We start from the raw sequence: 14,382 nt of genomic DNA on the forward strand, positions 1-14,382 counted from the left end.
CAAGTCAATATTTTTCATAATTTTCAAAAAGATACTCTAAATCATCAATTGTCTTCAAAAGCTCCTGACCGATATTGGTATCTTTAACACAGGTTCTTTCCTCTACTCGATCAACTAATCGCTTGACACTTACAATATCGCTGCCGTCTTCGACAGCTGCTTTTATCGTTTTAAAAGGCTCGTGAGCTGCCAACTGCATACCATAGCTGTTATAAAGCAAAGTGTATCCCGCAATTCCAGTTTCTTTTTGGTAAGGCTTAGAAAAACCGCCATCAATTACAATCAGTTTACCACCAGCTTTGATTGGTTCTTCACCTTTCTTTTCTTTAACCGGTGTATGTCCATTGATGACATGCCCTTTTTCATCCATCCCAAAATTTTTCAAGATACGACTAATCGTCTCTGGCTCTTCTCTTAGACGATAATAAGGATTTTTCTTTTCCACATGTGTTGCTTTATCCGTGATATAATAACGCTCAAAAGTGGTCATCGCTTCTTTACCAAAAAGTGAAGAAGATTCTCCCACCCACAGATACCAGAGTAAGTCTGTAGATAAATCTTCTTTCACATCAGGATGCGCCAAACTCTTTCTCACATGATCTTCAAAAAGATCGAGCAATTCGCGCCCAGAATAAGCTTCTCCTTCAAGTCTGAAACACTTGAAGTCGCCGTTTTCATGGAGAGGAAGGCAACCATGAATCAATAAATTGCCATTGTAGGAAAGATACATTGAACCTTTTTCTAAAAGAAAATCAATATGTTTTTTGAGTTTTTGGGAAGCCTGAAAATTTTTCAGCAGTTTTTTCAGTAAGATTTCTTCCTCGTCTGTTAACTGCTCCGGTTGAACTGGATCAACCGTGGGTGCCTGAAATTCCTGTAAATCATACTGTTTGCCTTTGAGCGTGATACGCTCTTCATCATAATTAATAAAATGCAAGACATCCCGCTCTTCCAGATGAAAATCTGGGCGTCGTGCAATTAATTGACTTTCTAACTTGAACTGTAAGATTGCCGTAGCTTGTTGGAGTTTATTGAGTAAATCGCACTCCTCCTGTGACAGATATTCTCCTTCCGTCAAACGAGGGGCAAAGGCTGTACTGGGCTTATAATATCGCTCCGCATATTCAATCAGCGGACGTAAGTTAATCCCATATGAATCTTCAAGAATATCCAAGTTCCCATAACGCGAGCTAATCCGAATAACATTCATCATCGCAAGCGGTGAACCTGCGATGGCTGCCATCCAGATAATATCATGGTTGCCCCATTGAACATCAACCGAAGGCATACTGATCAGTCGATCGATAATTTTATCCGGAAAAGGGCCACGATCATAAATATCGCCCACCACATGTAAATGGTCAACGGTCAAACGTCTCACACTATCCGCAAGTGCAATAATTAAGTTCGGAAGTTCACCCAGATGTTGAAGCTTTTCAATAATGGAGTCAAAATAAGCACGTTTTTCTGAACTCGACTCAACCTCATGTTTTAATTCCTCCAGAATATAGCGGAATTTTTCTGGAAAAGCTTTACGTACTTTCGACCGTGTATATTTTTTCCCTGCAAAACGGGCGAGTTTCAATAAGGAAATCAGGTTCTCACGGCAATAATATGCAAATGCATCTTGCGAAAGCTGACTTTCTTTGGAAACCAGCTTTTCTTCTGGGTAATAAATTAAAGTTGCAAGCTCTGAAATCTCGGTAGGATCTAGGTCAGGAAAGCATTCGCGGAGCTTTTCTTTAATCGAACCTGAGCCATTACGCAAGACATGATTAAAAGCATCGTATTCCCCATGTATGTCACTCACAAAATGTTCTGTACCTTTAGGAAGTTCACAAATTGCGCTGAGGTTTATGATTTCGGTTAAGACTGCTTCTTTGGATACAAACTGTTCTTTTAGCAGCTTATAGTACTTTTCATCCATGATCTGTTTTCTCCTCTAATTCTTGCTTCGTAATAAAAGCAACATGCCTACATTATAGTATTTTTAACATTTATAGTAAAGCGCTTTCTTCTAAATATGTTTTTTCCATGCAAAAAAGAGCAAAGATCAGACTTTACTCTTTTTTTAATCAGACAATTATAATTTTTGTTTTAAATATTGTCCGGTGTAAGATTGCTCAACCTCAGCAACTTCTTCAGGTGTGCCTGTAGCTAGGATTGTTCCGCCGCCAGCACCGCCTTCTGGTCCAAGATCGATAATATAGTCAGCGGTCTTGATCACATCAAGATTATGTTCAATAACCACGATGGTATTGCCTTGATCCACAAGCCGATCCAAAACTTTAATCAATGTGGCGATATCTTCGCTGTGCAAGCCTGTTGTGGGCTCATCCAAGATATAAAAGCTCTTGCCTGTACTGCGTTTTTGCAATTCGGAAGCAAGCTTCATCCTTTGGGCCTCACCACCAGATAAGGTTGTAGCTGGTTGTCCCAAAGTAACATAGCCTAAGCCGACATCAACGATGGTTTGCAATTTTCTCTCGATTTTGGGAATATGACGGAAGAATTCTAAAGCATCCGACACGCGCATATCAAGAATTTCCGAAATATTTTTTCCTTTGTAATGTACTTCCAAAGTCTCTGAGTTATAGCGTTTGCCATGACAGATTTCACATGGGACATACACATCTGGAAGAAAATGCATTTCTATCTTGATAATCCCGTCACCCGAACAAGCTTCACAACGTCCGCCTTTCACGTTAAATGAAAAACGTCCTTTTTTGTAGCCACGTATTTTGGCTTCATTGGTTTCAGCAAAGAGTCCACGGATATCATCAAATACAGAGGTATAGGTTGCTGGATTTGACCGTGGTGTACGTCCAATCGGCGATTGGTCAATATCAATCAAACGTTCAATTTCTTCATAACCAGTAACTTTTTTATGTTTACCTGGTTTTTCTGAATTATGATTAAGTTTTTGCGCCAAGGTTTTCTTCAGAATCGAATTAACCAAGGTTGATTTACCCGACCCTGAAACACCAGTTACAGCTGTCATAATCCCTAAAGGAAATTGGGCATCGATATTTTGTAAATTGTTTTCTGAAGCCCCAGTGACCTTCACCATACGTTTTTTATCGATTTTACGGCGTTTGGCAGGTACAGGGATGGAACGTTTTCCTGATAAATATTGTCCTGTCAAAGATTTTTTATTTTTCGCTACTTGTTTCGGCGTACCAGCAGCAATGATTTCACCACCTAAATCTCCAGCGCCTGGTCCGACATCAATCAGCCAATCTGCTGCTTTCATCGTATCTTCATCGTGCTCAACCACGATAAGTGTATTTCCTAAATCACGCATTTTTTGGAGGGATTCAATCAAGCGGTCATTGTCTCTTTGATGTAGACCAATTGATGGCTCATCAAGGATATAAAGTACACCTGAAAGGTTAGAACCAATCTGGGTTGCTAAACGAATACGTTGCGATTCTCCACCTGATAAAGTACCTGAAGCCCGTGAAAGTGTCAGATAATCTAGACCCACATTTTTTAAGAAAGATAAGCGATCTTTGATTTCCTTTACAATAGGTTGCGCAATCATTTCATCGTTTGTAGATAAAGTAAGAGTAGCTAAAAACTCTAACTCGTCACCGATAGCTAAGTTAGAAAGTTCTCCGATATGTTTCCCATCAACCTTAACCGAAAGGGCTTGATCGTTCAAACGATAGCCGTGACAAGTCGTACATGTTAACTCCGTCATGTAACCACGAAGGTATTCACGTGTATAATCACTTGAAGTTTCGCGGAAACGACGGTTGATATTATTGATTATACCAGGGAAAACCATGTCTTTATCAGACACATTTCCAAAATCACCGACATAGTAAAAATGAAATTTACGCTCACCAGAACCATTAAGAATAATATCTTTGTGTTCTTCCGGCAAGTCAGCCCATGGTGTATCCATATCAATTCCAAAATCACGGCTAGCACATTCCAACATGGTTGGATAGTAATTTGAAGAGATAGGATTCCAGGCAGCGACAGCACCTTCACGTAAGGTCTTACTGTCGTCAGGAATAACCAAGTCAGGATCGACTTCATTTTTCATCCCTAGACCATCACAGTCTGGACAAGAACCAAAAGGCGCATTAAATGAAAAGAGACGTGGTTCTAACTCGGGAACTGTAAAACCACAGACAGGACAGGCATAAAACTCACTGAAAAGGAGTTCCTCCCCATCCATCTTGTCCACAATAACATAGCCTTCAGCAATACGAAGTGCTGCTTCAACAGAGTCGAACAAACGTGAACGAATACCTTCTTTTACAACGATACGGTCAATAACGACTTCGATATTGTGCTTTTTATTTTTATCAAGCTCTGGTGCTTCTGTTACATCGTAAACTTCACCATCAGCGCGGACACGCACATAGCCCTCTTTTTGCACACGCTCAAAAACTTTAACGTGCTGTCCTTTTTTACCACGCACAATTGGTGCTAAAATCTGTAGGCGTGTTTTTTCAGGCAATTCGAGGATTTGGTCCACAATTTCTTCAACCGATTGTGCTGAAATTTCTCCGTGTCCATTGATACAGAAAGGTTTTCCGACACGCGCAAAAAGTAAACGGAGATAATCGTTAATCTCCGTTACTGTTCCAACAGTAGAGCGTGGATTTTTGCTAGTTGTTTTCTGGTCAATAGAGATAGCTGGCGACAAGCCGTCAATACTGTCCACATCTGGTTTATCCATATTACCTAAAAACTGACGGGCATAAGCAGATAATGATTCGACATAACGTCGTTGTCCTTCAGCATATAAAGTCTCAAAAGCCAGAGAAGACTTCCCTGAACCTGATACACCTGTAACAACGACCAACTTATCACGCGGAATAGTAACATCTATATTTTTTAAATTGTGCTCTCGAGCACCATGTATAACAATTTTATCTTGGGGCATTTATTCTTCCCTTCTCACTTCTATCCCAGATTCACTGAGACTGAATTTCTTATTTTCGATAAAGATACTTCAATTATACTACATTTTAAGGTACAATAGCCTTATCATGAAATCTTATTTTGTCTATGTTTTACGTTGTGCTGACGATACGCTTTATTGTGGCTATACAGACGATGTTACAAAACGACTGGAAACCCATAATTCTGGTAAAGGTGCCAAATATACTAAAGCACGACGTCCTCTTCAACTTCTGACTTCCGTTGAATTTTCAGATAAGAAACGCGCCTTAAAATGCGAATGGTGGTTTAAGCATAAACTCAATCGTTCACAAAAATTAAAATTAATTAAAGAAAGAGCAATCAAAGAAACTTTTGAAAAAGAACTTCTAGCTAAAGAAAAGGGATAAACATCTCTTTTTTCAGTTTAATTATAAAAAGCAAACTCCAGTTTGCTTTTTATAATTTTTCTAGTTTAACAGCTGTACCGTAAGCAGCAACTGAGTCAACATTACCAAATGTCGATGAGTCAAAACGCATAGCGAGAATTGCATTAGCACCTTTATCTCGTGCTTCTTCTGCAAGACGTTCAATAGCACTCTCACGCGTTTCATGCTGGAGTTTCGTATAGCCGGCAATTTCTCCTCCGACAATCGTTTTTAATTGTTGTCCAGTACTTGAGAAGACGTTACGTGAACGAGTGGTTAAACCAAAAACTTCACCATAGACCTCAACCACACGATAGCCTGGTGCATCATTTGTAGTTAAAATTAAGATATCTTTCATTTCTTTACTCCTTTATAAGTTACATTTTGTCCAAGATTTCATGGATAATTTCATGCGAATCCAGAACATTTGTTTGCTTCATTTGTTTCATGAGTTCCACTCTGTTATGGCCATCAAAATTAGCTACTGCTTCAACCATACCAAAAACCAAACTTTCAAAACCACGATTATATGTGGCAGTTTGCCAGCCGTTAATTCCTATTTTTTGCTTGTCTAGTCCTGTAAGAATTTCTAACTCCGTCAGTTCTGATAAACGATAGGTTCCGCTGCTTGCTTCAACCGTAAATTCCTCAGAAAAAGCGCCTGAGACCAAGTTCATGCTGGCAACACCCATACAAGATTGTGTTCTCAGTGTGACCATCACACGTGAAAGTTTTTTGTCCGGTGTCATCGCTAATTGATAACTGTAACGTTCAATCTCATCATCCAACAAGTAAATCAACGTATCCAAAGGATGAATGAAAATATCATACAAACTAAACTGCACTTCGTCGGCATTGTTCGCTAAGTTTTTACTTACTTTGATAAAGTTTTTTTGATTGACCTCTTTTAGTTTGTCGGTCAGTGGGGCAAAACGGCGATTAAAACCGATAACAAAGAGGACATTATTTTCCTCAGCCAAGCGATGAAGTTCTTGGACCTCCTCAAAGTTTTCGGAAATCGGCTTATCCATCATGACATGTGTCCCTGCACTCAAATAACGTTTTGCAAGTTCAAAATGTTGGGCCGTTGCTGCATGAATGACAACCATATCGCAAGTTTCCAACGCGCTTAAATCCGTTGTCGCATATTCAAATTTGTATTTTTTTCGAATCTCTTCAGCTTTTTCCCAGGTTCTCGAATGCAAAATGAAGCGATGTTCGGCCTGCATTTTCGCATAAACGGGCAGATAGGCCTTACCTGCGATATTTGATGTTGCACCAATTATTCCAATAATCATATAATCTCTCTAACTGTCTTTTGAATAAATTACGATGAGCTTGCCTTGAGCAATTTTTAACTCCATCGTCTCACTGATAAAAGCATTACTTGCATAGATGTCCGCAAAGTTATCCTCAGCTTTCAGTGGATATTTTGCGTTTTTAATCTCTAAACTTCTGTTTGTTCCAACCTGAACAATTCCCAAATACGGATAGCCTTCAATCTTGCGAATTGTATGCTGCCCTTGAGTCAAATATGTTACAAAATTTTGATTGTCCTTCAAAGAAATCCTTTCCGGACAGGCAAAATACAGGGGCAGATACACATTGGTCAAATGATGGTCAAGCCTTCCACCAAGGGCGCCAATAATCATAATTTCTGCATCTGGAAAACGAGAAAGTACCTGATCTAAACCAGCTTCTAAATCCGTCTGATCCTTCTCTGCCGGAAGTTTAACAAGTTCATGAGCAGCTTCTGATAGTTTATCGAATTCTTCCTTACTTACAGAGTCAAAATCACCAACCGCTAAGTCCAAGTCTTGATGTTCCTCAAGTAAAAATAAAGCGCCACGGTCAATGCCGACATAATAATCATAGCTTTCTTCAGGTAGGCTGGCTGGCCGTCCTGCGTGAATAAGTACTCTCATCGCTCGTCCCCGCTGCCCGCTATTTTGCCTCTCAACTGACGACTTTCTAGTTTATTTAAGTTGGCTTGAGCGACTTGTTCCAAATCAAGCCCCAGATAGCGCGCACAGGTTGCCACATGCCATAAGACATCGCCTAATTCTTTTCCCAAAGCATTTTTATCATCATCTTTAATAATGCCATCCTGATCACGGATGATTTTTTTTATCTTATCCGCAACTTCTCCTGATTCCCCCGCTAAACCGAGTACCTTATCTAAAAAAGCAAAATTTACCTGCTCAATATCCGCTAGAGGACCATTGACATCAAATTTTATTATTTCCTTTTGATAATCCTTAAGTTCCATAGATAAGGTTCCTCCTTTAATTCTCCCTCTTATTATATCAAAAACTCCACTGAAAAAGGATGTTTCACCCCTTGGTTTTATACAAAAAAGCCCTCAAGTAACTTGAGAACTTTTATTTAAGCTTTAAGGGCGAATACGTCCAAGCATACGTGGGAATGGAATAGCTTCACGGATATGTTGGTTACCTGTAATAAAGGTTACCGCACGTTCCAAGCCAAGTCCAAAACCAGAATGTGGCACAGAACCGAATTTACGTAAGTCAAGGTACCAGCTGTACTCTTCTTCTGAAAGCCCGAATTCTTTTACTTTTTCAACCAAGTAATCATAATCTGTCGCACGTTCTGAACCACCAATGATTTCACCATATCCTTCTGGCGCGATAAGATCGGCACAAATCACAACATCTTCACGTGTTGGATGTGGTTTCATGTAGAAAGCTTTAATCGCTTTAGGGTAGTTGATGATAAATGTTGGCACACCATAGTAGTTAGAAACAAATGTTTCATGTGGTGAACCAAAGTCATCACCCCACTCGATATGATCATAATCATTATTTGCTTCTTCTTTTTGAAGAAGTTCAATCGCATCATCGTAAGTGACACGTTTGAATGGTTCATTGACATATTTTTCCAATAAATCAATGTCACGTTCCAAACTTTCTAAAGCATAACGTTGATTTTCCAAGACTGATTTGATCAAATGTTTGACATAAGCTTCTTGAATATCCAAAGATTCTTCATGAGTTGTGAAGGCCATTTCTGGCTCAATCATCCAGAATTCTGTCAAATGACGGCGCGTTTTTGATTTTTCAGCACGGAAAGTTGGACCAAAGGTAAAGACTTTGCCAAATGCCATCGCACCCGCTTCTGCATAGAGCTGACCAGTTTGTGACAAGTAAGCAGGCTGTCCAAAGTAATCTGTCTCAAAGAGTTCTGTTGTTCCTTCAGGAGCTGAACCTGTCAAGATTGGACTATCAATTTTAACAAAGCCATTGGCATTGTAAAACTCATATGTTGCACGAATAATTTCGTTACGTACAAGCATGATAGCATGTTGCTTGCGGCTACGTAGCCACAAGTGACGGTTATCCATCAAGAAATCTGTACCATGCTCTTTTGGTGTGATAGGATAATCCACAGATCCACCAATGACTTCAAGGTCTGTGACATCAAGCTCGTAACCAAATTTTGAACGTGAATCTTCTTTTACAATCCCTGTTACGATTACTGATGTTTCTTGAGCCAAGTGTTTGATTTCAGTGAACTTTTCTAGTCCTGCTTCTTCACCAAATTTTTCAAACATGTTTGGTTTGAAAACGACAGCTTGGAAATAAGCTGTACCATCACGGAGTTGGAGAAATTGCAATTTTCCTTTTCCTGATTTGTCTGCAACCCAAGCGCCAATTTTAATTTCTTCTCCGACGTGGTCTTTCACATCGATGATTGATACTAAGTCTTTCATAAATAATTCCTTCTCTTTTTTAATATAAATCTTTGTCTATAAATTTCTCTAACCAGATTTCTTTCAAAGTTTTCAAATCTTCTTTAAAAGCTTTTGGTGTCTGTAATTCATCTTTTTTAAGCTCTTCCAACACCAGGAGTTCAAAGTCATCAGACTTCCAATCTTTGTCAATGGCTAGGGGAACACCGATACCTGTTTTTCGTGAAAATTCAAAGCGATTTTTCAAACCAGGTAAATCTGGTGCTATATCAAGATAAAACTTGTTTTTTGAAATATTTTTATAAGCTACAACAGCACCAAGCTTTTCTTGGAGCTTATAAGCTGATTTTGCTTCTTTTTTATCTATCATGCGACTCTTCCATCCAAATCTGAAGACGTTTTACTGCTTCTGTCAAACTCTCAAGGTCAGTGGCATAACTCAACCTCACATGTACGGGTGACCCAAATCCTTCCCCCGTCACCAGAGCCACTCCAGTTTCTTCAAGAATCGCTGTCGCAAAATCCGTAACATTGTCATACCCTTTCAGTGCCATTGCTTTCTCAACTTTAGGAAAGAGATAGAATGCACCATTAGGCTTAATAGCCTCAAAGCCAGGTATTTGATCGATCATAGGATGTATCAAGTTTAGCCTTGATTCAAATGCTGTACGCATTTTTTCGACTGCCGCTTCATCAGAATTAAAAGCTTCAATGGCTGCATATTGAGCAACTGTACTTGGGTTTGAGGTCGTTTGACCTGCAATCTTCGTCATTGCTGCAATAATTTCGCTATCACCAACTGCAAGTCCAATGCGCCAACCGGTCATCGCAAAGGTTTTCGATACACCATTAATGACAATCGTGCGTTGACGAATCTCCTCTGATAAGGATGAAATAGCTGTAAACTCGCTTTTATTATAAACCAATCGGTGATAAATATCGTCTGCTAAGATTAACAAATCATTAGCAACAGCCCAATTTCCCAAGGCCAGTAATTCTTCTTTTGAATAAATCATTCCTGTTGGATTGGATGGACTATTTAATAAAAGCACCTTCGTCTTTTCGGTTTTTACTGCCTCAAGTTGTTCAACTGTGATTTTAAAGTCATTTTCTTGCAAAGTCGAAACGACAACAGGTTGACCTCCTGACATTTTGACTTGATCCACATAGCTCACCCAATACGGGGCTGGGATGATGACTTCATCTCCTTTATCTAAAACACTTTGGAAGAAGGCATAAAGCGCAAATTTAGCACCCGTGGTAACTAAAATTTCCTTATCTTCAATGGCGTAACCATAATATTTATCCCAATAATTACGCACAGCACTTTTCAACTCAGGTAAGCCAGAAGCTTGGGTATAGAAACTTGCCTTGCCTGAATGAATAGAATCAATGGCTGCTTCCCCGATGAGTTCTGGGGTAGAAAAGTCTGGCTGTCCCAAAGTTAAATCAATAATGTTTTTTCCTTGGCTTGCGAGATCTTTGGCACGCTTTGCAGCAGCGAGAGTCACAGACTCTTCGATGTTTGAAACAAAATCAGATAATTTTTTCATAAATTACATCAGCTCCTTACCCGTCTTGAAATCATAAAGTTTAAAACCTTCACGACTATTTACCTGCCATACGGGCTGATTTTTATACAGGGCCAAGACGATAGATGTCGTATTATCTGCTTGAAGCGTTTCGGGCTTAACACCTGTTGCCATGTCAATAACTGTTAAATTTCCCCCTTTTTCCGGAATTAAAACACCTATCTCCTTGCCTTTTTCAGTTTTGCCAAGTAAAGAATAATCTGTGCTATCTGTAGTTGCAATGTCAAAAGCTGTTGGAGTTTTCAGCTCCGTTTTATCCTTTGCTATAGCAATTGCAGCGCTTCTTGCTGTATTGTAAGGGCTGACTGCTCTCCAGATAAAGAGGCTTATCGCAATAAAACCTGCCAGAATTACCGTTAAAACACCGATAATAATCTGTGTGTGCAGAGTCATTCGTCTTCTTCTCATAGCCTACCTTTCTGTCCTTTAGATAATCTATTTAATTATAGCAAAAAAGCAACGAAATTGCTTCTCTACAAAGGTCTTCTACCAGAAAAAGTTAAATCCATAATTTTCCGTAATCTTGTCATTGAAGAAATTCGGTGTCTTTTCTTAACTTCTTCTTGGACTTATCTGTATCGGGTATCACTTCACATCAAGAATTCAATAATTTTTTCTACTAATTCACTATTTTCAAGTGTTTTAAGCGGCGCAGTTTGCGCAAGATTTTTACGCATTCTTTTCGCATAAGATTTTCCTGCTAATCGATTGTCAAGAATCACAACTTTGGAATACTGATTATGGCGACGATTGACGCGTCCAAGAGCTTGCTGCAACTTCAAAGTTGCCATAGGGACATTAAAATCGTAAAAAGGATTATTAAAACGTTTTGCATACTTTTTCGTTAAAATATCATCTGGCGTAGCAAAGGGTAGCCGGGGAATCATCAAAACAAGATGATCTTGCTTCTCAAAATCCACACCCTCCCAGAAGGAAGATAAGCCCAGAAGAATCTGCCCTTCTCCTTTATCAAATTTTTTCTTGATTTGTGCAGCAGTCCCATTAATATCTTGAGCCAATACATCCCAACCTTCAGCGGACAGTTGTTCTGCTACAAAAGTTAAGGACACTTTTGCCGTAAAGAGAACAACAACTTGGCAGCCTAGCTCAGCAACCTCGGAAACTTTATCCGCAACATAATGTGCATAAGCCATAACACCTGTATTTTTGATATGCGGCCCATCAGACACGATAAATATTTCTTGGTTATCGGCGGGATGGCTGTCAAATTTGAAGAAACGATAGTCCTTAAAGCCCAAAAGTTCTGGGAAAATAGGTTTGTCTTCTGTCAGAGATAAGGTTGCCCCCAGCATATATATTTTAGTTCCTGAAGGTACCAGTTTTTCAAAATTATAAAAATCCGTACTTGAAGCGTGAACCCTATCTCCCTCGCGCCAAATAAAGTTCTGCTCTGGATGTTCAAAAATTTCAGCCAGTTCTTTTAAACCAAGCTCTCTCGCATCAAGAGCGATTTTCTCACTGTCCAACTTTTTATTTTTGAGCTGAAATGTCAAACTTTCCACAAGGCGTTTATTTAAATGCGAATTTTCTATATCGACGGTTTCCAATTGCTCCGAGATTTTAACTGTTTTCTGATTGGCTCTTTCCAGTGTTGTGAAGAGTTGCTGTGCTTCATCCACAACCAAAATACGTTCCTGTAAGAAAGTCTCAGGATAATCTGCAAGACGTTCAATTAGGTAAGCATGATTGACGACTTTGACTTGCGAAATTTCAGCTCGGCGTTGTGCTTTCAGCCAGAAGTCCTGTTCATAATGCAGTTGTTTATTGTTAACATAGCCATCATGCGCAATCTGAGCAAAGTACTCCTCATTGGTCATCACTTTGGAGAGCTCGTCTAGCTCCCCTGTAAGCGTCTCCGTCAACCAAACCAAGATTTTCATCTTAAAAATTTCGAAGTTTTTTCCTTCAGTATTTGCCAGCAAAAGCCGTGAAAATTTTTCTAAAGAAATATAATTCTTCGTTCCTAAAAGCTTAGAGAAATTCACACCAAATTTTTCTTTAAGAATAGGTGCTACACCATGAATCATCTGATTTTGTAGAACTTTAGTCGGCGTTGATACAACAATTTCCCGTCCTTCTGCAAGCAAAGGTAAAAGATAAGCATATGTCTTCCCGATGCCAGTGGGGGCTTCAATGAAAGAAGGGCGACTTTGTGTAAGTTCTTCTTTTATTTTTTCGGCAATCTTTTCTTGATTTTTCCGGACTTTAAGACCCAAACGAGAGATATTTTTAGCAAAAGAATTGGCAAGGGGCTGTCTGTTTTCTTTAACTTTTTCTCTACGGGTAGCAATATTATGAACTACATAAAGATGTTCAACGTTGAGTGATGTATAAGGCAGCTGCTCCTTCAAGAATTCTTTCGTCTCATAGAGTAAGCTGTCCGAATGGTGAATAATCTCCTCTAACACAGCACGTGGAAGTTCCCTAATCTTGTCTTGCATTTTAAGCAACAACTCCGCTGTAGCCAAAGCATCGGATAAGGCCGCATGAGGCTGATCGTGTCGTAAGTCCAGTCGCTCACTCAGAGCTTCCATCCCATATTTTTCAAAGGTAGGAAAAACAACTCGCGCCAGCTCAACTGTATCTACACGCGGTAATTCCAAATCCAAGCCTAAAGGAAAAAGACTTTTCATTAATAAGGAGTAATCAAAGCGCGCATTGTGTGCCACAAAAATGGTGCCTTCCAATTTTTGGCGCACTTCTTCTGCAACTTCCGAAAAGTCTGGCGCTTTTGACAAGCGACGATCAGACAAACCTGTAAGGCTCGCAATTCTCGGCAAAAGTGACTCATGTGGATTGACATCTGTCGTATAAGTGTCTACCACTTCTCCACCCTCGACTAGCGCAATACCAATTTGGATAATTTTATTCTGCGAGCTGTGCGCATCGGTGGCTTCTAAATCCACCACAGCATATCGAGTCATTTTTTTACCTTTCAACTTCTATTTATTTTTATAAGGCTTTGCTTTGCTCGGCCATTTAAAAATAGATCTTTATAATTATATCAAATTAGACGCAATGACACAGCACACAGGTGTTCTTCTCAACATACAGCAACCTTTACCTGCCACTTTGATTCACCAAAAAGGTGATTTTACAGTAAGAAGGCCGTAAAAATCTCAAAAAATACACTTGCATATGCCCTTGCCTTGTCCTCTTCTGTTCGGTTAAGCCCCTCCTGCGCTAAAGCCAGACCCCCAAAAATAGTTTTTCTTTTACAAATGCTACAAATTAGAGTAAAATTAGAGTATAGTAAAAAAAAGAAAAGGAGTCCCACTATGCTCGATAATTACAAAAAAATCCTCGTTGGTCTTGACGGTTCTGTAGAATCAACTAAGGCCTTTGATAAAGCTGTTGCCACTGCTCTTCGTAACGATGCCGAATTGGTCATCGCTAACGTCATTGACTTGCGTGCATTTCAGTCTATCTCTGCTTATGATTCTGTTGTAGCGGATGATACACATAAAGGTGCCGAAAACCTCATTAATGACTTTGCAACTGAAGCGAAAAACGCTGGTGTAAAAACAGTAACTACTCGTGTCGAATTCGGCTCACCAAAAGTTATGTTGGGACAAACACTTCCAAAAGAAGAAAACATTGACCTTATCGTGCTTGGTGCAACTGGTTTGAGTTACATTGAACGTATCTTTATTGGTTCTGTTGCAGACTATATCATTAAAAATGCGCCATGTGATACTCTTGTCGTCCGTAAATAATTGTTATATTTCGCCCT

Annotated in this window: 13 protein-coding genes; 2 read left to right on the forward strand and 11 right to left on the reverse strand. The window is 39.5% G+C overall.

Annotated features, from left to right (window positions below; genetic code table 11):
- Positions 1-4: 4 nt before the first annotated feature.
- Together J0J36_RS07195 and uvrA are read right to left on the reverse strand one after the other, a co-directional pair.
- On the reverse strand, positions 5-1,927 hold the full coding sequence (locus J0J36_RS07195; protein WP_153925255.1) for a fructose-1,6-bisphosphatase: 1,923 nt from the start codon (positions 1,925-1,927) through the stop codon (positions 5-7).
- A 156-nt stretch (positions 1,928-2,083) separates the two neighbouring features.
- Positions 2,084-4,903 (reverse strand): excinuclease ABC subunit UvrA, encoded by a 2,820-nt coding sequence (uvrA, locus tag J0J36_RS07200; protein WP_019291602.1) that lies wholly within the window; start codon positions 4,901-4,903, stop codon positions 2,084-2,086.
- A 106-nt stretch (positions 4,904-5,009) separates the two neighbouring features.
- On the opposite strand from uvrA, the gene J0J36_RS07205 reads away from it, so the two are divergent.
- Entirely contained in the window at positions 5,010-5,309 is a 300-nt protein-coding gene (locus J0J36_RS07205) for a GIY-YIG nuclease family protein (protein WP_003133006.1), read from the forward strand.
- Positions 5,310-5,358: 49 nt separating this feature from the next.
- On the opposite strand, the gene J0J36_RS07210 is transcribed toward J0J36_RS07205, so the two are convergent.
- The 9 genes from J0J36_RS07210 to J0J36_RS07250 form a co-directional block, all read right to left on the reverse strand.
- Positions 5,359-5,685, reverse strand: a complete 327-nt coding sequence (locus J0J36_RS07210; protein WP_003133007.1) for a heavy metal-binding domain-containing protein — start codon at positions 5,683-5,685, stop codon at positions 5,359-5,361.
- Between the two features lie 19 nt (positions 5,686-5,704).
- Positions 5,705-6,625 carry a Gfo/Idh/MocA family protein gene (locus J0J36_RS07215; RefSeq protein ID WP_003133008.1) on the reverse strand — a complete coding sequence of 307 codons (921 nt, stop codon included), beginning with the start codon at positions 6,623-6,625 and terminating at the stop codon, positions 5,705-5,707.
- Between the two features lie 9 nt (positions 6,626-6,634).
- On the reverse strand, positions 6,635-7,252 hold the full coding sequence (locus tag J0J36_RS07220; protein WP_003133009.1) for a thiamine diphosphokinase: 618 nt from the start codon (positions 7,250-7,252) through the stop codon (positions 6,635-6,637).
- Entirely contained in the window at positions 7,249-7,596 is a 348-nt protein-coding gene (locus J0J36_RS07225) for a nucleoside triphosphate pyrophosphohydrolase family protein (protein WP_003133010.1), read from the reverse strand. Before J0J36_RS07225 ends, J0J36_RS07220 begins: the two co-directional genes overlap by 4 nt.
- 123 nt (positions 7,597-7,719) lie before the next feature.
- The gene (gene asnS, locus J0J36_RS07230; RefSeq protein WP_003133011.1) at positions 7,720-9,057 is read right to left on the reverse strand and encodes an asparagine--tRNA ligase; all 1,338 of its coding nucleotides are present in this window, start codon (positions 9,055-9,057) and stop codon (positions 7,720-7,722) included.
- 19 nt (positions 9,058-9,076) lie between these two features.
- Entirely contained in the window at positions 9,077-9,406 is a 330-nt protein-coding gene (locus tag J0J36_RS07235; protein ID WP_003133012.1) for a GIY-YIG nuclease family protein, read from the reverse strand.
- Positions 9,396-10,589 (reverse strand): pyridoxal phosphate-dependent aminotransferase, encoded by a 1,194-nt coding sequence (locus J0J36_RS07240; RefSeq protein ID WP_003133015.1) that lies wholly within the window; start codon positions 10,587-10,589, stop codon positions 9,396-9,398. Before J0J36_RS07240 ends, J0J36_RS07235 begins: the two co-directional genes overlap by 11 nt.
- A 3-nt stretch (positions 10,590-10,592) precedes the next feature.
- A complete protein-coding gene (locus J0J36_RS07245; protein ID WP_003133017.1) occupies positions 10,593-11,036 on the reverse strand; it encodes a DUF5590 domain-containing protein in 444 nt (147 codons plus the stop codon).
- A gap of 182 nt (positions 11,037-11,218) precedes the next feature.
- Positions 11,219-13,573, reverse strand: a complete 2,355-nt coding sequence (locus tag J0J36_RS07250) for a helicase C-terminal domain-containing protein (RefSeq protein WP_153925258.1) — start codon at positions 13,571-13,573, stop codon at positions 11,219-11,221.
- A gap of 354 nt (positions 13,574-13,927) precedes the next feature.
- Here J0J36_RS07250 and J0J36_RS07255 point away from each other — a divergent pair, with 354 nt between their 5' ends.
- Positions 13,928-14,365, forward strand: a complete 438-nt coding sequence (locus J0J36_RS07255; protein ID WP_003133021.1) for a universal stress protein — start codon at positions 13,928-13,930, stop codon at positions 14,363-14,365.
- Positions 14,366-14,382: the final 17 nt, after the last annotated feature.

The organism is Lactococcus sp. LG1074, from assembly GCF_017309525.1.
GTDB classification, from domain to species: domain Bacteria; phylum Bacillota; class Bacilli; order Lactobacillales; family Streptococcaceae; genus Lactococcus; species Lactococcus petauri.